The organism is Sphingomonas sp. SP6 (assembly GCF_058313435.1).
Genome location: NZ_JBZFLG010000003.1, coordinates 393,280 through 411,654 on the forward strand (window position 1 = coordinate 393,280; position 18,375 = coordinate 411,654).

Below are 18,375 nucleotides of genomic sequence, written 5' to 3' on the forward strand. Positions count from 1 at the left end.
AATCAGCCCATCGCTGTGACGGTCAGGCCGTCCAGTCTCTCCTCCAGCACGATCTGGCACGCCAACCGGCTCGTCCGCGTTGCCGCCGGCACCAGATCGAGCAGATCCTCCTCGTCGGCGCTCGCGGGCGACAGGCGGGCGAAGTCCTCCGCCGCGACGATGACGTGACATGTCGCGCAGGCCATGTCGCCGCCGCAGGCACCTTCGAGCGGCTGGCCGGCGCGCTGGGCGACGTCGAGCAGGCGTTCGCCCGGGCTGGCCTCCACCTCCACGGCCGTTTCCTTGTCGCGGAAGCGGACCCTCACGCGGCGATCCGCTGCGCGTCGGCTGCGGCCGAGATGGTGTCGAGCGCTTCGTGCAGGTCCGCTTCGGTCGTGTACCGGCCCCAGCCGAGGCGGATCGACGTGCGCGCCTCGGCGTCGGTAAGCCCGATCGCCTTGAGCACGTGGCTGGGCCGCCCCGAGCCGCTAGCGCAGGCGGAGCCGGCGGAGAAGGCGAGGTCGCGACAGTCGCTCATGAGCCGGTTCACGTCGAGCCGCTCGCGGCGGACGTTGAGGTTGCCGCGGTAGCGATGCTCGGTCGAGCCGTTGATCGTCCAGCCGGCGAGGCGATCGACGGCGATGTCCCAGAGCCGCGCGATGTGGGCGGCGTCCTCCGCGGCGCGCTCACGCATCAGGCGGGCGGCGACGCCGAAGCCGACGCAGAGCGCGGGGGAAAGCGTCCCCGAACGCCCGCCCTCCTGGTCGCCGCCGTGCAGGAGCGGGTCTAGGGTCACGCCATCGCGGATCCAGAGCGCGCCGACGCCTTTCGGGCCGTGAATCTTGTGGGCGGAGATGGCGACGAGATCGCAGCCGTCGGGGATCGGAACGCGGCCGTAGCCCTGGACCGCGTCGCACAGCAGCAGCGCACGCACATCGTGGGCGCGGGCGGCGACGTCGGGGACAGGCTGGATCACCCCGATCTCGTTGTTGACGAGCATGGCGGCGACCAGCCCGCCCGTGAGCATGGCCGGCGTGACCAGGCCATCGCGCCCGGTCGACAGCAGCGTCGTCGCTCGTCCGCGCGCCGCCTCCGACGCGACCGTATCGAGCACGGCCGCATGCTCGGTCGCAAACGTGGTGATCGGGCCCGCCGTCCCCTTGATCGCCCAGTTGAGCGCCTCGGTCGCGCCGCTGGTGAAGACCACGCGGCCTCCGGGCGGGAGCAGCTTCGCCACCTCGGCGCGCGCGACCTCGACCGCGGCCTTGGCGGCGCGGCCGGGGCGGTGGGCGGAATGCGGGTTGGCGTGCTGGTCGCGCAGCCACGGCAGCATGGCCTCGAACGCTTGCGGCGCGAGCGGCGTCGTCGCCTGATAGTCGAGGTAGATCATGCCGCGCGCCGTCGGGCCGAGCGGGCGATCTCGACCCAGCGCGCCAGGAACGCGACCACGTCGCCCTGCGTGGTCGTCCAGCCGAGGCTGACGCGGATCGTCTCCGCCGCCGTCTCGTCGGACAGCCCGATCGCCTTGAGCGTGCGGCTCGGCTTCAGGCTGCCGCTGGCGCAGGCGCTGCCCGCCGAGACGGCGATGCCCTGGAGATCGAAGCGGATCAGCTGCGCGGCGGAGGCGACGCCGGGCATGCGATAGGAGGCGATCGTGGCGAGGCGCGGCGAGTCGCCGGCGATCGCCTCCCCACCCTCGGCAACGATCGCGGCGTCGATCATCGCCCGCCAGCGCCCGGCATCGGCGAGCCAGTCGCGCGGGGCTTCCAGCGCGGCGGCGAAGCCGAGCGCGCCGGGCAGGTTCTCGGTCCCGGGCCGGTAGCCGTATTCCTGGCCGCCGGTCGGGGTCAGCATCGCCAGGTCGCGCACCAGCAGCGCGCCGACGCCCGGCGGCCCGCCGAGCTTGTGCGCGGAGACGACCAGCAGGTCGGCGGGCGGCAACGGCAGCTTGCCCGCGGTCTGCGCGCAATCGGCGAGGAGCAGCGCATCGGCCTCCCGGACGGCGGGGGCGAGGTCGGCGAGCGGCTGGAGGACGCCGGTCTCCGAGTTCGCATGCTGGATCGCGACGACCTCGGCCCCGGCCGGAACCGAGCGCACGATCGGATCGGCGTCGATGACCTCCGCGCCCGGCGCAGCACGCCACACCGCATCATGCTCCACCGCCGACGCCAGCACGACCCGGCCGCGCAACGCGATCGCCAGCGCCTCGCTCGCGCCGCTGGTCAGGATCACGTGCCCGTCCCAGCCCAGCGCCGCCGCGATCCGCGCGCGGGCGTCCTCCAGCGCGGCGCGGGCCGCGCGACCCGCAGCATGGGGGGAGGACGGGTTCGCCCACCTCCGCATCCCTTCGACCACCGCCGCCGCCGCCTCCGGGCGGATCGGGGTGGTCGCGGCGTGATCGAAGTCGATGGGGGCCAAGAAAAGTTCCAAAATCGGGGACCGTCCCTATATAGCGCCGCATCCCGGCGGATCGACCCGCCTCACCAACTTACCAGGGTGCAGCCTTGCCCGAAGTCATCTTTCCCGGCCCCGACGGCCGTCTCGAAGGGCGGTTCGCGCCCGCCCCCCGCCCGCGCGCGCCGGTCGCGATGATCCTCCACCCGCATCCCAATGCGGGCGGGACGATGAACAACGCAATCGTCCAGGCCCTGTACAAGACCTTCCAGCGCCGCGGCTTCGCGACGCTGCGCTTCAACTTCCGCGGCGTCGGCAAGAGCCAGGGGACCTTCGACAACGGCGTCGGCGAGCTCTCGGACGCCGCCGCCGCGCTCGACTGGGTGCAGAGCTTCCACCCCGAGGCGCAGTCGACCTGGATTGCCGGGTTCAGCTTCGGCGCGTGGATCGGGATGCAGCTGCTGATGCGCCGTCCGGAAATCCGCGGCTTCATCTCGGTCGCGCCGCCGGCCAACCTCTACGACTTCACCTTCCTCGCGCCCTGCCCCTCGTCGGGGATCATCATCCAGGGCGCGGAGGACGAGGTGGCGACCCCGGGCGCGACCCAGAAGCTGGTCGACAAGCTCCGGACGCAGAAGCACATCACCATCCACCACGACACCATCAAGGGCGCGAACCATTTCTTCGAGCACGAGATGACCGAGCTAATGGGATCGGTGGACAAATATCTCGACATGCGGCTGGACCCGAACTCGCCGATCAGGTGACTCTCCTCCGCCCGTTCGCCCTGAGCGAAGTCGAAGGGCATGGTCCGCCCTCACCGAGGTGCTTCGACATCGCTCAGCATGAACGGCAAGAAATCAGTTGGTTGGCATCCGGACTGCGCGAACGTATATGGAACGTGTGGCCCAGCTCGACGTCCGCCAGAAGCTTGCGATCCTCGCCGACGCGGCCAAGTACGATGCCTCGTGCGCGTCGTCGGGAACGGCCAAGCGCAACAGCCGTGACGGCAAGGGAATCGGCTCGACCGAGGGCATGGGCATCTGCCACGCCTATGCGCCCGACGGCCGCTGCATCAGCCTGCTCAAGATCCTGCTGACCAACAGCTGCATCTTCGACTGCCATTACTGCATCAACCGCAAGAGCTCGAACGTCCGCCGCGCGCGCTTCACCGCCGAGGAGGTGGTGAACCTCACGCTGGCCTTCTACCGGCGCAATTACATCGAGGGGCTGTTCCTCTCCTCGGGCATCATCTCGTCATCCAACTACACGATGGAGCAGATCGTCGAGGTCGCGCGGAGCTTGCGCGAGGACCATCGCTTCCGCGGCTACATCCACCTGAAGACGATCCCCGACGCCGATCCCGAGCTGGTCCACCAGGCCGGGCTCTACGCCGATCGCGTCTCGATCAACGTCGAACTGCCCACCGTCTCGGGGCTCCAGCGGCTCGCGCCCGAGAAGGATGCCGGACAGATCGAGGGAGCGATGGCGGGGATGAAGTCGGCGATGACCGACCTCGCCGACGCGCGGAAGAAGTACAAGTCCGCGCCCAAGTTCGCTCCCGCCGGGCAATCGACACAGATGATCGTCGGCGCGGACGCGGCGACCGATGGCGACATCGTCACCAAGGCGTCGACGCTCTACGACCGCTTCGGCCTGCGCCGGGTCTATTATTCGGCGTTCAGCCCGATCCCCGACGCGAGCGCCGTCCTCCCGCTCCAGCGCCCGCCGCTGATGCGCGAGCATCGGCTGTACCAGTCGGACTGGCTGATGCGCTTCTACGGCTTCGCGCCCAAGGAGGTGGTCGCGGCGGCGGACGAGACGACGGGGATGCTCCCGCTCGACATCGACCCCAAGCTCGCCTGGGCGCTCAAGTTCCGCGCGACCTTCCCGGTCGACGTCAACCGCGCGCCCAAGGAGCTGCTGCTCCGCGTGCCGGGGCTGGGGACGAAGGCGGTCGCGAGCATCCTCGCCAGTCGCAAATGGCGGCGGCTGCGGCTCGACGACGTCGCGCGGCTGACGGTTTCGGTGGCGAAGGTGCGGCCGTTCATCGTCGCCGAGGACTGGCGGCCGGTGGTGCTGAGCGACCAGGCCGAGCTCAAGCCGCTGGTCGCGCCCAAAGCGAAGCAGATGGAGCTGTTTCTCTAAATCCTCCCCGGGACGGGGAGGGGGACCATCCGCTTCTTCAGCGGATGGTGGAGGGGGCTCGCCTCGTCGAGCCGCTCGGAAGGAGGAGAGCCCCCTCCGTCTCGCTTCGCTCGCCACCTCCCCGTGCCGGGGAGGATTTATCGGGCCAGCACCTCGTCCACCCACGCCGGGACCAGCGCGCTCGCCGGCCCGATCCGGCTCTCGTCGAAGTGGACGCTGCCGAGCGACGGCTCCAGGTTCAGCTCCAACGTCGCCGCGCCGTGATGGCGCGCGGTCTGGACGTAGCCCGCCGCGGGATAGACCGCCCCCGAAGTGCCGATCGAGACGAACAGGTCCGCCCGCGCCAGCGCCGCCTCGATCCGGTCCATGCCGTAGGGCATCTCTCCGAAGAAGACGATGTCGGGACGCAGCGCCGGCTCGCCGCAGTTCGGACATTCGGTTCCCGGCGGCAGCGTGTCGGGGCTCTCCGTCCGCGTGCCGCAGAGTGCGCACAAGGCGGATCGCAGCTCGCCGTGCATGTGGAGCAGCCGCGTCGCCCCGGCGCGCTCGTGCAGGTCGTCGACGTTTTGCGTGACGATCAGCAGCTCGCCCGGCCACTGCGCGTCCAGCCGCGCCAGCGCGCGGTGAGCGGCATTAGGCTCGACGCTCGCGAGCGCGGCGCGACGCAGATCGTAGAAGCGGTGGACCAGCCCCGCGTCGCGCGCGAGCGCCTCGGGCGTGCAGACGTCCTCGACGCGGTGGCCCTCCCAGAGGCCGCCGGGCCCCCGGAAGGTGGCGAGCCCGGACTCGGCAGACACGCCCGCGCCGGTCAGGACGACGATGGAATGGAGCTCGTGGGTCATGCCCGGCCGAGAACGCGCGCCAGTACCGGATCGCTCCGGGCAGCGATCGATGGGGCGGTACGCGGGACCAGCACGTCGGGGACGATCCCGGCGTCGGGCTGCGGCGTCCTCGGGAAGGTCCCGATCAGCGGCAGGTCCGCCTCCAGCCCGGTCTCGGGCAGGCGGAAGAAATAGAAGCAGCCGCCGTTGATCCCCCGCCGGTTGCCGCCGGTCGGCTCGCCGACGAGCGTCCCCAGCCGTTCGCGCCGCACGGCTTGCGCGAAGGCGAAGGTGGCGGAGCTGTTCTGCGGGCCGATCAGGACGACGAGCCGGCCGGTGAAGCGCGGTCCCTTGGGCGCGATCACCGCGCCGTCGCGCTCGGTGCCGGCGAGCGCGAAGAAACGGTCGTCGATCCGCCGCGCGCCGGCGCCGAGATGGTCGAAGCTGCGGTCCCAGGTGTCGGCATAAGGCGCGAACCGCTTCGGCAGCTCCTGATAGCGGACCAGCCGCCGCGCGGGGTCGAGCGGGATCGGCCGGTGCGCGATGCGGGCGAGGATGGCGTTGCCGCAATCCTCGCCGCCCTCGTTGCCGCGCAGGTCGACGACGAGCGACGCGGCCCGGTCGGCGACGAGACGGTCGATCTCATGGTCCAGCCAGGCCCGCCAGTCCCATTTGGAATCGTAGAGCGCCCAGCTCGGCATCGTCAGGACGGCGGCGTCGCCGCGCCGTTCGATCGTCCAGATCGGCTGGTCGCCGCGCTCGTCACCGACGATCCGCAGGCGGCGGCGCTCGGCGAGCGAGATGGCGGGGACGGTGCGCGTCGACCGCTGTCCGTCAGGCGCGCGGACCCGGAGCCGATAGCTGTCCCGCGCCCCGAACAGGAGCTGATCGAAGACGTCGAACGTCTCATAGCCGTCCTCGCCCTGGACCGAGAGCAGCCGGCGGCGCTTCGCGTCATTGTGCCCGTCGGCGCGCGCGAGCGGCAGCAGCGCAGCGAGGATCGCGCACGTGGGGCGGCCGTCGATCGTCTCGATCACACTGCCCGGTGCGATCCCGGTCGCGTACGGATCGGCGGTGACGACCATCTGGTCGCCGAGCCACAGGAACTGGAGCGGCAGCCGTCCGCCGCCGTCGAACAGCGCCTGCCGGACCGCCGTCTTCTGATTGTAGAAATTGGCGTAGCTGTGCCCGCAGCGAACCGTCGCGAGCAACCGCGACAGGTCGAGGTAGAAGTCGCCGACCGCACGGGGGGCCGCGCACCGATCCGACAGCGCCTCGAAGCGGCGCGCGACCTCGCCCGGCGTGGCATAGCGGTGGAGCCCCGGATGGAGCGTGTCATAGGCATCGCGCAGCAGGCTCAGGTCGCCGCGCATCGCGCCGGGCGAGAGCGTGGACGGCAGGGGCGTCCGCGCCGGTTCGATCGCGAGCGCGGGAGAGGCCAGCGTCGCCCCGAGCCCGGCCAGCACCTGCCGTCGTACCCACGCCATCGCCGCTCCCCCGCTTCGCTCGAACGGGGATGCCACGCGCGGCGGCCGGCGGCAATGTCAGGCGCTTCGAGGCATCGCGCTGCGGACGAGGACGGCAGTGGACAGCAGGATCGCGGACACCAGGCCGGCGACCGCGAACAGCCCCGCGGTCGTGATCTGCGCCTCGGCCTTCACCCCGACGAAGCCGCCGATCGCGATCGAGGCGCTCGCCCGGTGGAACGCAGGCTGCTCGACCGGCTGCGGGTCGCGGCGGTCGGCGCGGCGGAGCGCCTTATCCCCCATCCGCGCTCACGCTTTCTCCAGCGTGCATTGCAGCGGATGCTGATTCTGGCGGGCGAAGTCGATCACCTGCCCGACCTTGGTCTCCGCCACCTCGTAGCTGAACACCCCGCACACGCCGACGCCCTTCTGGTGGACGTGGAGCATGACGCGCGTCGCCTCCTCCATGTTCATCCGGAAGAAGCGCTGGAGGCAGAGGACGACGAACTCCATCGGCGTGTAATCGTCGTTGAGCATCAACACCCGGTAGGGCGTGGGCTGCTTAGTCTTGGCGCGGGTCCGGGTAGCGACGCCGACGCCGAGGCCGCCGTCGTCCCCGGGCCGTTCCGCCATGGTGAAAGGTTCGCGGTGCATGGTCGCCTGAAAATATGGCAGTCGGCGGGATGGAAGCAAGGGGCGGCGCTCGATCGCCGCGCATGAAAAAGGGGCGGTCGCGTCGCCGCGACCGCCCCTCCTCAAGCATCGCCGATACGCTTACGCGGCGAGCTTAACCTTCTCGGCCGCGAGGCTGACGCGGTTCGAAATCGGTTGGACGGCCTCGCCGACTAGCTTGACCATCTTCTCGGTCGACTTCGAGGTCTCGGAGACCATCGCGTCGAACGCCGAGCGGGTGAAGTCGCTGTGGAGCTTGAACAGCTCGGTCGGCGACTTGGCGGCGGTCATCGCCTTCATCGCCGCGGTCGCGTCCTCATAGGACTTCTTGACGAACGCCGCCGCGTCGTGGCCGAACGACTCGAGGCCGCGGGCGTAGATGCCGGTCGACTCGACCATCGCCTCGACATTGCCCTTGGCGAACTCGGTCATGTCACCGACCAGCGCGGTGCTCTTCTCCATCGCGCCCTTCGCACGGTCCGCGAAATCGGTCGCGGCGGCGGTGGTCTCGGTCTTCATGGTATCAGCGGTCTGCTCGAAAGTGGTCGCCATCGTCTGGTCCTTCGTTTCGGAATCCGCCGGAACCGCGGCGGTCGGGTGAACAGGATCGATCATCGGCAGGTGATCCGCACGGACCGGAGCGGCTTCCGCCGCGGACACGGCGAACGGCGGCTTCACCGCGGGACGGCGCCGTGCGGGCTTGGTCGGGAACTCGGCCATGAACACATCCGCGATCGTTTATGCTGCGATGCACAATAGTCCCGTTTGCGACTAAGTTCAAGGGCCTTGCTGCCGCGCAGCATGCGGCCGGTCGGGTCGTCAGCGCGCCTTCACGTAGCTCCCCGGCGCGGGTTCGATGGCCGGAAGCGACCCTCCGCCGGGGATGCGGGCGCCGACCGCCCCGACGCGCGCGCCGTCGTGCGCGGTCAGCCAGGCGAGCCAGTCCGGCCACCAGCTGCCCTTGGTCTCGGTCGCTTCGGCGACAAACTCGTCGAGCGAGGCGGCGCGCGAATCCCCCGTCCAATATTGGTATTTGCCCGCGGCCGGCGGATTGACCACCCCCGCGATGTGGCCGGAGCCGGCGAGCACGAACTTGAGCGGTCCGGCGAAATGGTGGGTGATCCGCCACACGCTCTCGGCCGGCGCGATATGATCCTCCCGCCCCGCCTGGACGTAGGTGGAGGTCGTCACCTTGGACAGGTCGATCGGCGTGCCGCGGATCGACAGCGCGCCCGGCTCGACCAGCTTGTTGTCGCGGTAGAGGTCCTTGAGGTAGCTCAGATGCCAGGCGGCGGGCAGGTTGGTCGTGTCGCCGTTCCAATGGAGCAGATCGAACGGCGGATAATCGTCGCCGAGCAGATAGTTGCTGGTCACGTAGTTCCAGATCAGATCGCGGCCGCGCAGCAGGTTGAACGTCGCGGCCATGTAGCGGCCGTCAAGGAAGCCGTCGGGCGAGAGCGTCTTCAGCGCGGCGATCTGCTGATCGTCGATGAAGTTGAGCAGGTCCCCGCCGCGGGCGAAATCGACCTGCGCGGTGAAGAAGGTGGCGCTGGCGACCTTCGCCGCCTCGCCTCGCGCCGCCAACAGCGCGAGCGTCGCGGCGAGCGTGGTGCCCGCGACGCAATAGCCGATCGCGTGGACCGCCTCGACCGAGAGCAGCCCGCGGATGGTGTCGACCACCTCGATCTGAGCATCGACGTAATCGTCCCAGACCACGTCCTTCATGGTGGCGTCGGCGGACTTCCACGACACCATGAAGACCGTGATCCCCTGGTCGACGCACCAGCGGATGAAGCTCTTCTCGGGCGTCAGATCGAGGATGTAGAAACGGTTGATCCAGGGCGGGAAGATGACGAGGGGGACGCCCAGCACCGTTTCGGTGGTCGGCGCATATTGGATCAGTTCGTAGAGGTCGGTGCGCTTGACCACCGCCCCCGGCGTCGTCGCCAGATTGCGCCCGACTTCGAACGCATCGGGGGCGACGTGGGTGAGCTGACCCTTCCGGAGGTCCGCCAGCATGTGCTGGAGACCCTTCAGCAGGTTCTCGCCGCGGGTCTCGACCGTGCGCTCGAGGACTTCGGGATTGGTGAGCGCGAAGTTCGACGGGCTCATCGCGTCGACGAACGCCTTGGTGGCGAAGCGAAGCTGCTCCTTCTGCCGGGCGTCCATGCCTTCGAGCGCGTCGACGCCGCCGAGCAGATGGTCGGAGATCGTCAGATAGCTGCGGCGCATCCAGTCGAACAGCGGCTGCTCGCGCCAGGCCTCCGCCTTGAAGCGCTTGTCGCGGGCGTGCGCGGCGGGCTCCTCCGGCGGCGCGCCGATCGGATCGAGCAGGCGGCCCCAGAGCTGGAGGCTGTCCTCCCAGAACGAGGTCGCCCGCTCGATCGTCGCGGGATCGGTCCAGCCAGGGATGGCGGGCCACGCGGTCTCGCCCGGCTGGGCGACGGCAAGGCCGTGTTCGAGCATCATCTGCTGCGCGCGCCCCATCACCCAGGTCCAATGCTGGAGGTCGGCGAGGGTCTGCGGCTGCGCGCCGGGCGGCGGCGCCTGTGTCCCGGACGGGTTCGGCATCGGCATCCTCTCTCCTGTCGCGACATCATGGCGAACTCCGCCCGACGCCGAAAGCGGGCATCTGGACCCGGCCGTTATTCCCCCGCTTTCGCTGGGGGAAAGCCCGGCCTATGATGCCGCGGTCCAGGGAACGCGCATGTCCGACGATTTCTACCGCATCAAACGTCTGCCGCCCTACGTCATCGCGGAGGTGAACGCGATGCGTGCGCAGGCGCGGGCGGCGGGCGAGGACATCATCGACCTGGGCATGGGCAATCCCGATCTGCCCCCGCCCGACCACGTCATCGACAAATTGGTCGAGGTCGCGAGGAAGCCCGACGCGCACGGCTATTCGCAGTCGAAGGGCATCCCCGGCCTTCGCCGCGCGCAGGCGAACTATTACGGCCGCCGCTTCGGCGTCGAGCTCGATCCCGAGCGCGAGGTGGTCGTGACGATGGGATCGAAGGAGGGGCTGGCCAGCCTCGCCACCGCGATCACCGCGCCCGGCGACGTCGTGCTCGCGCCCAACCCGTCCTATCCGATCCACACCTTCGGCTTCATCATCGCCGGCGCGACGATCCGCGCGGTGCCGACGACGCCCGACGACGCTTATTTCGAGAGCCTCGAGCGCGCGATGGAGTTCACCATCCCGCGCCCGAGCGTGCTGGTGGTCAACTATCCGTCGAACCCGACCGCGGAGACCGTCGACCTCGCGTTCTACGAGCGGCTCGTCGCCTGGGCGCGCGAGAACAAGGTCTGGATCGTCAGCGACCTCGCTTATTCCGAGCTCTACTTCGACGGCAAGCCGACGGTCTCGATCCTCCAAGCCCAGGGCGCCAAGGACGTCGCCGTCGAGTTCACGTCGCTCAGCAAGACCTATTCGATGGCCGGCTGGCGGATGGGATTCGCGGTCGGCAATCAAAAGCTGATCGCCGCAATGACGCGGGTGAAGAGCTACCTCGACTACGGCGCCTTCACCCCGATCCAGGCGGCGGCGTGCGCTGCGCTCAACGGCCCGCAGGACATCGTCGAGAAGAACCGCCTGCTCTACCACAAGCGCCGCGACGTGCTGGTCGAGAGCTTCGGCCGCGCCGGCTGGGATATCCCGCCGCCGCCCGCGTCCATGTTCGCCTGGGCACCGCTCCCTCCCGCGTTGAAGCATCTGGGCAGTCTCGAATTCTCGAAGCAGCTGCTGACCCATGCGCAGGTCGCGGTCGCGCCAGGCGTCGGCTACGGCGAGAACGGCGAGGGTTTCGTGCGGATCGCGATGGTCGAGAACGAGCAACGGCTCCGCCAGGCGGCGCGCAACGTCCGCCGCTACCTCGCCAGCATGGGGGTCAACACCCCGGCGCGGACCAGCGGCTGACCGTCGCCGCCAAGCGACAAAGACCGAAGACACGACCGGCCCCGCGCCGGCGAAGGGGGTGAGCGATGGACTTCAACTGGCATTATTCGATCGCAGGCATCCTCGTCGGCATGCTGGTCGGGCTGACCGGGGTCGGCGGCGGCTCGCTGATGACGCCGCTGCTGGTGATCGTCTTCAACTTCCACCCGGCGACCGCGGTCGGCACCGACCTGCTCTACGCCTCGGCGACCAAGACGGTCGGCACCGCGGTCCACGGCTGGCGCGGCACGGTCGACTGGAAGGTGGTGCGTCGGCTGATGCTCGGCTCGCTGCCGGCGACCATCGCGACCTTGTGGGCGCTCAACACCGCCGCGAAGAGCGCGAAGGACACCGCGCCGACCATCTCGATCGTGCTCGGCATCGTCCTGATCCTGACCGCGATCGCGATGTTCTTCCGCACGAAGATCGTGAACCATTTCGCGCCGACGATGGCGGAGGTGATCGACGAGCGGCGCGTGGCGGTGCTGACGACGGTGCTGGGCGTCGTGCTGGGCGTGATGGTGTCGCTGACCTCGGTCGGCGCGGGCGCGCTGGGGATGACCGCGCTGCTGATCCTCTACCCCCGCGCACCGATCAACCGGCTGGTCGGATCGGACATCGCCCATGCGGTGCCGCTGACGCTCATCGCGGGGCTGGGGCATTGGTGGCTAGGCTCGGTCGACTTCTCGCTCCTCGTCTCGCTGCTCGCGGGATCGATCCCGGGCATCGTCATCGGCAGCCTGATCGCGACGCGGGTGTCGGACAAGGTGCTGGTGCCGATCCTCGCCGCGGTGCTGGTGCTGGTCGGCGCGAAGCTGCTGTTCCCCGATCCCAAGGCGAACAAGGACAAGCCGCCGGTGCATCCCACGCTCGAGAACGTCGTGGCCGCGCAATGAGGCCGGGGTTCGCGTTCGCGACCCCGATCAAGGTCCGCTACGCCGAGATCGACGGGCAGAAGGTCGTCTTCAACTCGCGCTACCTCGAATATGTCGACGTGGCGGTCACCGAATGGTGGGAGTGGACCGGGATCGAGGACGCGCTGGGCGAGGCGTGGCGCGATATGGAATTCCACGTCCGCCACGTCGACCTCGACTACCTCAAGCCCTTCGTGCTGGGCGACACGATCGAGGCGAACGTGCGACTGGAGCGGATCGGCGGATCGAGCCTGACCAAGCGGTTTGAGCTGGCGCATGCCGGCACGGGCGAGCTCCACAATGTCGTGACGGTGACGAGCGTCAACGTCCACCTGCCGACCGGCCGTCCGGTGCCGATCGAGGGCGAAGTGCGGGCGTTCCTGGAGGCGGTGCTGGCGGGGCAGCCGGAGCGGGTGGCGTAACGGCGGATCGGCCGCATCCGAGTCGTTCGTAACTGGCGAACGCGGGTTGCGCGGCAGCGCGCATCGGTACAAGCAATGAGCGGTATCGGGGACGTCCAACCCCTTGGAGACGGATCATGCTTCGCAAACCGCACGGATCGTTCGACTCTCAGCCGTCCTCCTGGCATCTCCTGCACGATTTCGGCTCCGACGCGATCGCCTTTTCCGCCTTCCAAGGCACGTCGGGCGACGACATGATCAAGGGGACGGAGGGCGACGACACGATCGACGGCTTCGGCGGCGACGACATGCTGAAGGGCCAGGGCGGCGACGACGTCATCCATGGCGGCGACGGCAATGACATCGTGTTCGGGGGCGACGGCAACGACACCCTGTACGGGGACGCCGGCATCAACGAGATCCGCGGCGGCGACGGCGACGATCACATCATCGGCGGCAACTCTTACGACACGATCTATGGCGGGGTCGGTCAAAATATCATCGACTCGACCAACAAGAACTCCGTGTACACGATCGCCGGCGGGATCGATCACATCAACAGCGCCCGGAACTGGTTTGTCGATTACAGCCTTACCACCGAGGGGCTGGACATCGACAACAATGGCCTGCGTTTCTCCAATGGAACTTCGGCCAACAGCGTTAAGTATTTCAGCTTCATGCTGGGATCCGGTGATGACAGCTTCAAGACCGACGTAGAGATACCATTGGGCTCGAATGTCAATGCGGGTGGCGGGTTCGATTCGTTTGAGATGATCGAGAGCTCAAGGAGTTATGCGCCAATCACTCTGGGCAGGGGTACGGATGGACTCGTCACCCTCACCTTTTACAAGTACAATGGTCACAAGATCGACAGTCAATTCAAATCCTTTGAAAACTTTCATATTGTCAGTCAGTCCTATAACTCCAGTTTTCGGCTTGACGGCGCGCTTCTGTACCAGGGCATTCATGTGGACCTGGATATTTCGGCCCGCTTCTACATCGATTTCAAAGCATATACCGGCCAGGTCACGGCCGTGTACGATGGCGCCACGATGACGATCAACGGATCGACGATCGAGACTCCATTCGACTTCAATATCGCGCTCAACGATCAAGATGGACATGTCACCGCCGCGGGCACGATCACGGGCGGATCGGGTGACGACACGCTGACCGGGCTGACGGGGACCGATTCGATCAACGGCGGCGGGGGCACCGACATCATCGACGGCGGCGACGGAGACGACTACCTCGATGGCGGAATCGGCGACGACACGATCCACGGGTCGGGCGGCCTCGATCGGATCTATGGCCAAGCTGGCCTCGACACGATCAATGGCGGCGACGGTAACGACTACATCGATGGCGGCGATGGCAATGACACGATCGACGGCGGCGCCGGCAACGACACGATCATCGCCGGGGCAGGCGGCAACTTCGTCAACGGTGGCGACGGCGACGACACGATCACGGGCGGTGGCGACGGCGAGACGCTGAACGGCTCAGGCGGGGTCGACCAGATCAATGCGGGATTGGGCCACAACACCATGAACGGCGGCGACGGCGACGACATCCTCGTCTCGGCGGTGGGCGCGATCGACGTGGTGGATGGCGGCGCCGGGGACGACCGCTGGAGCGGGTCCGACTATGCCGCGGTCCAAAGCCTGTCGGTGAGCTGGAACGGCGGCCTTCACGTGAGCGACGGTTTCGATGTGATCAACACCGAGACAGTCGGCTTCGGCCTCGGTCAGGGCGACGATCTGGTGCGCATCTCCGCGACGGTAGTCGGCGCGTTGGCGCTCTACGACAACGGTGGCAACGACACGGTCGACTATTCGGCCCTCAAGGGCGGCGGCATCACCCTGTCGCTCGCGCTCGCGGAATCGCAGGAGACCGGTGCGGGCGGACGCGAGACGATCTCCGGCTTCGAGAACGTGATCGGCACCGCCAAGGCCGACACCCTGACGGGCACGGACGGCGCCAACCTGCTGACCGGCGGCCGAGGCGCGGACACGCTGACCGGTGGTGCCGGGGCGGATCAGTTCATCGTCACCGGGCTCGCCGACTTCGGTAAGAGCGCCAACATCGACAAGATCGACCGCATCACCGACTTCTCCCATACGGAGGGCGACAAGATCGACCTTCGCGCGATCGACGCCGATCCGATCACCGGTGACGACCAGGCGTTCAAGTTCGTGGGCACCGACGCCTTCGACGTCGGCGGGACCGGCCCCGGCGAGATCCGCTACAGTCAGTCGATCGACGGCTATCTGCTGGTCCAAGGCGACCTCGACCACGACGGCAAGGCCGACTTCTCGTTCCTGGTCCACAACACGGCGCTGGTCGCGAGCGATCTGATCCTGTGACGATCGGCCGCCGGTGCGCGACATCGCGCCGGCGGCATATGCCCCTATTCCGCCGCTTCCGCCCGCTCGCCCGCGACCTCGTCCGGGTGCGCCCAGTGCATGTCGCCCTTGCCCAGCACGCGGCCGTCGTGGCTGAGCACCGCCACCGGCTGGATCGGCAGCCCGTCGCGCGCGTCGACCAGGATCGGGAAGGCAGGGACGCCGGTCTCCCACCGCTCGCCCCATTGCCTCAGCGCCACCATCGTCGGCAGCAGCGCATGGCCCTTGTCGGTCAGCACATAGGCGATCTTGCGCCGGTCGCCGGGGAGCGGCTGACGCTCCATCAGCCCGTGGTCGACGAACCGCGCGAGCCGGTTGGCCAGGATGTTGCGGGCGATGCCGAGCTCGGACTGGAATTCCTCGAAATGCTGGAGGCCGTTGAACGCGGCGCGCAGGATCAGGAACGACCAGCGCTCCCCCATGGATTCGAGCGCGGCCGGCAGACTGCACTCCTTCAGCGGCTCGCGCAGCTTCTCCATCGGCGTGTCCCGCTCCTCTCCGGTCAAGGCCTTACGCCTAACAGACGCAGGACGCGAAAAAAAGATAAGTTTCCTGTTGCAACTCGCAAGTGCAATATCTAGGTAGCGTTCAGCAACCTACAGGGGACCTGCCATGCTTCGCTCGATCGCTTCCGCCGTCATCGCCTCCGCCGCGCTGCTCGCCGCCTCGGGCGCTCCGGCGCAGACCGTCCGCGGCTATTATGTCGCCACTCCCGTCGCCGCCTCCGCGAAGACCCAGCTGATGACCCGTGCGACGCCGTGGCGCGTCCAGGGCGGGTCGTTCGTCGCGGCGCAGGCGCCGGAGCGCGACCTGGTGCTGTGCCAGCTCGTCGCCAAGGACGTCGGCCAGCTCTCGTCCTTCTCGGCCGGCGGCAAGGCGTTCGACGCCGCCACGCTCGACAAGTGCAACGCCAAGGCGGGCGTCGCCAAGGTCAGCATGGCGAAGGCCGACGCCGCCCCTGCCGCGGCGAACAACTGATCCCTTCCAAGGGTCGCAGGATGGTCCGGGCGCGGTTTCGACCGCTCCCGGACCATTTTTGTTGCAACGCACGAGCGAAGCGCCCCATCTTGGCCCCGTGCTGAGGCAATATGAACTGGTCGACCGGGTCCTCGACTACGATCCGGACGCCGACGAGGCGCTGCTCAACCGCGCCTATGTCTTCTCGGTCAACGCGCACGGGACGCAGAAGCGCGCGAGCGGCGATCCCTATTTCTCGCACCCGATCGAGGTCGCGGGCATCCTGACCGAACTCCACCTCGACGCCGAGACGATCGCCACCGCGATCCTCCACGACACGGTCGAGGACACGGTCGCGACCTCCGAGGAGATCGAGCGGATCTTCGGCGTCAATGTCGCGCGGCTGGTCGACGGCGTGACCAAGCTCTCCAAGATCGAGGCGCAGACCGAAAGCGAGCGGGCGGCGGAGAACCTGCGCAAGTTCCTGCTGGCGATGTCGGACGACATCCGCGTGCTGCTCGTCAAGCTCGCCGACCGACTGCACAACATGCGCACGCTCCACTTCATCAAGAACCCGGACAAGCGCAAGCGCATCGCCCGCGAGACGATGGAGATCTACGCCCCGCTGGCCGAGCGGATCGGCATGTACGAGTTCATGAAGGAGATGCAGACGCTCGCCTTCGCGCAGCTCGAGCCCGAGGCGTACGAGTCGATCAACCGCCGGCTCGCGCAGCTGAAGGAGGGCGGCGGCGACCGGATCGTCAAGATCGCCTCGGGGCTGAAGCTGCTGCTGTCGCGCGGCGGCGTCCAGGCGGACGTCTCGGGGCGCGAAAAGCATCCGTACAGCATCTGGAAGAAGATGCAGGAGCGCCACATCAGCTTCGAGCAGCTCTCCGACATCATGGCGTTCCGGGTGATCGTGCCGAGCGAGGAGGATTGCTACCGCGCGCTGGGGATCGTCCACCGGCGCTGGCCGATGGTGCCGGGGCGGTTCAAGGACTATGTCTCGACGCCCAAGCGCAACGGCTATCGCTCGCTCCACACCAGCGTGATGCACGGCGACCACACGCGCGTGGAGATCCAGATCCGCACCGAGGCGATGCACGCCGAGGCCGAGTTCGGGCTGGCCGCGCATTGGGCGTACAAGCAGGCGCAAGGCCCCGCCGCCGCCGAGCAGCACAGCTGGATCAAGGATCTGGTCGAGATCCTCGACACCGCCGCCAGCCCCGAGGAGCTGCTCGAGCACACCCGGATGGCGATGTACCAGGACCGGATCTTCGCCTTCACCCCCAAGGGCGAGCTGATCCAGCTGCCCAAGGGCGCGACGCCGATCGATTTCGCCTATGCGGTCCACACCGACCTGGGCGACCAGGCGGTGGGGGCGAAGATCAACGGGCGCGTGGTGCAGCTGCGCTCGGCGATCGAGAACGGCGACCAGGTGCAGATCCTCCGGTCGAAGGCGCAGACCCCGCAACCCGCGTGGCTGACCTTCGCGATCACCGGCAAGGCGCTCGCCGCGATCCGCCGCCACCTGCGCCATGTCGAGCGCGACCAGCAGGTGAAGCTGGGGCGCAAGATCTACGACGATCTCGTCTCGCGCCTGCCCGCGCAGCTCGCCCCCGACGCGCTGGCGCAGGCGCTCAAGCGGCTCCGGCTCGCGGACGAGGCGGCGCTGATGGGGGCGATCGCGCGCCGGACGCTGTCCGACGCGCAGGTGATGGAGGCGCTGATGCCCGGATCGGCCGGCGCCGACTCGGATCACGCGCTCGCCCCGCAATCGTCGGCGATCTCGATCAAGGGCCTCGTCCCCGGGGTCGCGTACGAGCTGGGCGAGTGCTGCCATCCGGTGCCCGGCGACCGGATCGTCGGGCTGCGCCGCCCCGACGCCGGCATCGAGGTCCATGCCATCGATTGCGCGACGCTCGCCGAGCTGGCGGAACGTTCGGAATCGGAGACCGACTGGATCGACGTGCAATGGGGCGACAAGAACGAGGGCGCGACCGCGCGCATCCAGGTCGAGGTCAAGAACGAGCCCGGCGCCTTGGGGACGCTGGCGACGATCATCGGCCAGCATCATGCGAACATCATCAACCTGCGACTCGATACCCGCGACATGCAGTTCCACACCAACACGATCGACGTCGAGGTGCGCGACGCGGCGCAGCTGATGAAGCTGCTCGCGGGGCTGCGCGCGGCGGACGTGGTGAACGCCGCCGAGCGGGTATGACCGGCCAGGTGTTCTAGCCGGTTGCATCACCTCGACATCACGCTAGGGTCCGCATCG

18 protein-coding genes are annotated in these 18,375 nt (G+C 68.4%); 8 read left to right on the top strand and 10 right to left on the bottom strand.

The window, feature by feature from the left end:
* Window positions 1–2: 2 nt before the first annotated feature.
* The 3 genes from AC4GYY_RS12105 to AC4GYY_RS12115 are packed head-to-tail and all read right to left on the bottom strand — an operon-like array spanning window position 3 to window position 2,397.
* On the bottom strand, window positions 3–305 hold the full coding sequence (locus AC4GYY_RS12105) for a 2Fe-2S iron-sulfur cluster-binding protein (RefSeq protein ID WP_491120831.1): 303 nt from the start codon (window positions 303–305) through the stop codon (window positions 3–5).
* Complete coding sequence (locus tag AC4GYY_RS12110; RefSeq protein WP_491120832.1) at window positions 302–1,369, bottom strand: cysteine desulfurase family protein; 1,068 nt, start codon at window positions 1,367–1,369, stop codon at window positions 302–304. Before AC4GYY_RS12110 ends, AC4GYY_RS12105 begins: the two co-directional genes overlap by 4 nt.
* Entirely contained in the window at window positions 1,366–2,397 is a 1,032-nt protein-coding gene (locus AC4GYY_RS12115) for a cysteine desulfurase family protein (protein ID WP_491120833.1), read from the bottom strand. Before AC4GYY_RS12115 ends, AC4GYY_RS12110 begins: the two co-directional genes overlap by 4 nt.
* A gap of 86 nt (window positions 2,398–2,483) precedes the next feature.
* Between AC4GYY_RS12115 and AC4GYY_RS12120 the strand changes: the two genes are divergently transcribed.
* Both AC4GYY_RS12120 and AC4GYY_RS12125 read left to right on the top strand, forming a co-directional pair.
* Window positions 2,484–3,140 (top strand): alpha/beta hydrolase, encoded by a 657-nt coding sequence (locus AC4GYY_RS12120; protein WP_491120834.1) that lies wholly within the window; start codon window positions 2,484–2,486, stop codon window positions 3,138–3,140.
* Between the two features lie 136 nt (window positions 3,141–3,276).
* Window positions 3,277–4,521, top strand: coding sequence for a putative DNA modification/repair radical SAM protein (locus AC4GYY_RS12125; RefSeq protein WP_491120835.1), 1,245 nt, complete (start codon window positions 3,277–3,279; stop codon window positions 4,519–4,521).
* 137 nt (window positions 4,522–4,658) lie between these two features.
* Here AC4GYY_RS12125 and AC4GYY_RS12130 read toward each other — a convergent pair whose 3' ends face one another.
* The 6 genes from AC4GYY_RS12130 to AC4GYY_RS12155 form a co-directional block, all read right to left on the bottom strand.
* The gene (locus tag AC4GYY_RS12130; RefSeq protein ID WP_491120836.1) at window positions 4,659–5,363 is read right to left on the bottom strand and encodes an NAD-dependent deacylase; all 705 of its coding nucleotides are present in this window, start codon (window positions 5,361–5,363) and stop codon (window positions 4,659–4,661) included.
* Complete coding sequence (locus AC4GYY_RS12135) at window positions 5,360–6,829, bottom strand: S41 family peptidase (RefSeq protein ID WP_491120837.1); 1,470 nt, start codon at window positions 6,827–6,829, stop codon at window positions 5,360–5,362. The genes AC4GYY_RS12130 and AC4GYY_RS12135 overlap by 4 nt, the downstream gene beginning before the upstream one ends.
* 57 nt (window positions 6,830–6,886) lie before the next feature.
* A complete protein-coding gene (locus AC4GYY_RS12140) occupies window positions 6,887–7,111 on the bottom strand; it encodes a hypothetical protein (protein ID WP_491120838.1) in 225 nt (74 codons plus the stop codon).
* A gap of 6 nt (window positions 7,112–7,117) precedes the next feature.
* Window positions 7,118–7,441, bottom strand: coding sequence for an ATP-dependent Clp protease adapter ClpS (gene clpS / locus AC4GYY_RS12145; RefSeq protein ID WP_491120839.1), 324 nt, complete (start codon window positions 7,439–7,441; stop codon window positions 7,118–7,120).
* Between the two features lie 141 nt (window positions 7,442–7,582).
* Window positions 7,583–8,200: a phasin family protein gene (locus tag AC4GYY_RS12150; RefSeq protein ID WP_491120840.1), complete on the bottom strand. Its 618-nt coding sequence runs from the start codon at window positions 8,198–8,200 to the stop codon at window positions 7,583–7,585.
* Window positions 8,201–8,299: 99 nt separating this feature from the next.
* The gene (locus AC4GYY_RS12155; RefSeq protein WP_491120841.1) at window positions 8,300–10,057 is read right to left on the bottom strand and encodes a PHA/PHB synthase family protein; all 1,758 of its coding nucleotides are present in this window, start codon (window positions 10,055–10,057) and stop codon (window positions 8,300–8,302) included.
* Between the two features lie 130 nt (window positions 10,058–10,187).
* Here AC4GYY_RS12155 and AC4GYY_RS12160 point away from each other — a divergent pair, with 130 nt between their 5' ends.
* The 4 genes from AC4GYY_RS12160 (at window position 10,188) to AC4GYY_RS12175 (ending at window position 15,095) form a co-directional block, all read left to right on the top strand.
* Entirely contained in the window at window positions 10,188–11,396 is a 1,209-nt protein-coding gene (locus AC4GYY_RS12160; protein WP_491120842.1) for an LL-diaminopimelate aminotransferase, read from the top strand.
* Window positions 11,397–11,461: 65 nt separating this feature from the next.
* Complete coding sequence (locus tag AC4GYY_RS12165) at window positions 11,462–12,310, top strand: sulfite exporter TauE/SafE family protein (protein ID WP_491120843.1); 849 nt, start codon at window positions 11,462–11,464, stop codon at window positions 12,308–12,310.
* Window positions 12,307–12,750, top strand: a complete 444-nt coding sequence (locus AC4GYY_RS12170; protein WP_491120844.1) for an acyl-CoA thioesterase — start codon at window positions 12,307–12,309, stop codon at window positions 12,748–12,750. The genes AC4GYY_RS12165 and AC4GYY_RS12170 overlap by 4 nt, the downstream gene beginning before the upstream one ends.
* 116 nt (window positions 12,751–12,866) lie before the next feature.
* Window positions 12,867–15,095, top strand: coding sequence for a calcium-binding protein (locus AC4GYY_RS12175; protein ID WP_491120845.1), 2,229 nt, complete (start codon window positions 12,867–12,869; stop codon window positions 15,093–15,095).
* 44 nt (window positions 15,096–15,139) lie between these two features.
* On the opposite strand, the gene AC4GYY_RS12180 is transcribed toward AC4GYY_RS12175, so the two are convergent.
* Complete coding sequence (locus AC4GYY_RS12180; protein ID WP_491121212.1) at window positions 15,140–15,613, bottom strand: winged helix-turn-helix transcriptional regulator; 474 nt, start codon at window positions 15,611–15,613, stop codon at window positions 15,140–15,142.
* 133 nt (window positions 15,614–15,746) lie between these two features.
* On the opposite strand from AC4GYY_RS12180, the gene AC4GYY_RS12185 reads away from it, so the two are divergent.
* Window positions 15,747–16,112 (top strand): CC_3452 family protein, encoded by a 366-nt coding sequence (locus AC4GYY_RS12185; protein WP_491120846.1) that lies wholly within the window; start codon window positions 15,747–15,749, stop codon window positions 16,110–16,112.
* 97 nt (window positions 16,113–16,209) lie between these two features.
* On the top strand, window positions 16,210–18,318 hold the full coding sequence (locus AC4GYY_RS12190) for a RelA/SpoT family protein (RefSeq protein ID WP_491120847.1): 2,109 nt from the start codon (window positions 16,210–16,212) through the stop codon (window positions 18,316–18,318).
* The last annotated feature ends 57 nt before the right edge of the window (window positions 18,319–18,375 follow it).

Excerpts from the sequence above, each read along its gene's own strand:
- AC4GYY_RS12155 (WP_491120841.1), bottom strand. The coding sequence starts at position 10,057 with ATGCCGATGCCGAACCCGTCCGGGACACAGGCGCCGCCGCCCGGCGCG.
- AC4GYY_RS12160 (WP_491120842.1), top strand. The coding sequence starts at position 10,188 with ATGTCCGACGATTTCTACCGCATCAAACGTCTGCCGCCCTACGTCATC.
- AC4GYY_RS12185 (WP_491120846.1), top strand. The coding sequence starts at position 15,747 with ATGCTTCGCTCGATCGCTTCCGCCGTCATCGCCTCCGCCGCGCTGCTC.
- AC4GYY_RS12135 (WP_491120837.1), bottom strand. The coding sequence starts at position 6,829 with ATGGCGTGGGTACGACGGCAGGTGCTGGCCGGGCTCGGGGCGACGCTG.
- AC4GYY_RS12170 (WP_491120844.1), top strand. The coding sequence starts at position 12,307 with ATGAGGCCGGGGTTCGCGTTCGCGACCCCGATCAAGGTCCGCTACGCC.
- AC4GYY_RS12180 (WP_491121212.1), bottom strand. The coding sequence starts at position 15,613 with ATGGAGAAGCTGCGCGAGCCGCTGAAGGAGTGCAGTCTGCCGGCCGCG.
- AC4GYY_RS12130 (WP_491120836.1), bottom strand. The coding sequence starts at position 5,363 with ATGACCCACGAGCTCCATTCCATCGTCGTCCTGACCGGCGCGGGCGTG.
- clpS (WP_491120839.1), bottom strand. The coding sequence starts at position 7,441 with ATGGCGGAACGGCCCGGGGACGACGGCGGCCTCGGCGTCGGCGTCGCT.
- AC4GYY_RS12140 (WP_491120838.1), bottom strand. The coding sequence starts at position 7,111 with ATGGGGGATAAGGCGCTCCGCCGCGCCGACCGCCGCGACCCGCAGCCG.
- AC4GYY_RS12165 (WP_491120843.1), top strand. The coding sequence starts at position 11,462 with ATGGACTTCAACTGGCATTATTCGATCGCAGGCATCCTCGTCGGCATG.
- AC4GYY_RS12175 (WP_491120845.1), top strand. The coding sequence starts at position 12,867 with ATGCTTCGCAAACCGCACGGATCGTTCGACTCTCAGCCGTCCTCCTGG.
- AC4GYY_RS12150 (WP_491120840.1), bottom strand. The coding sequence starts at position 8,200 with ATGGCCGAGTTCCCGACCAAGCCCGCACGGCGCCGTCCCGCGGTGAAG.
- AC4GYY_RS12110 (WP_491120832.1), bottom strand. The coding sequence starts at position 1,369 with ATGATCTACCTCGACTATCAGGCGACGACGCCGCTCGCGCCGCAAGCG.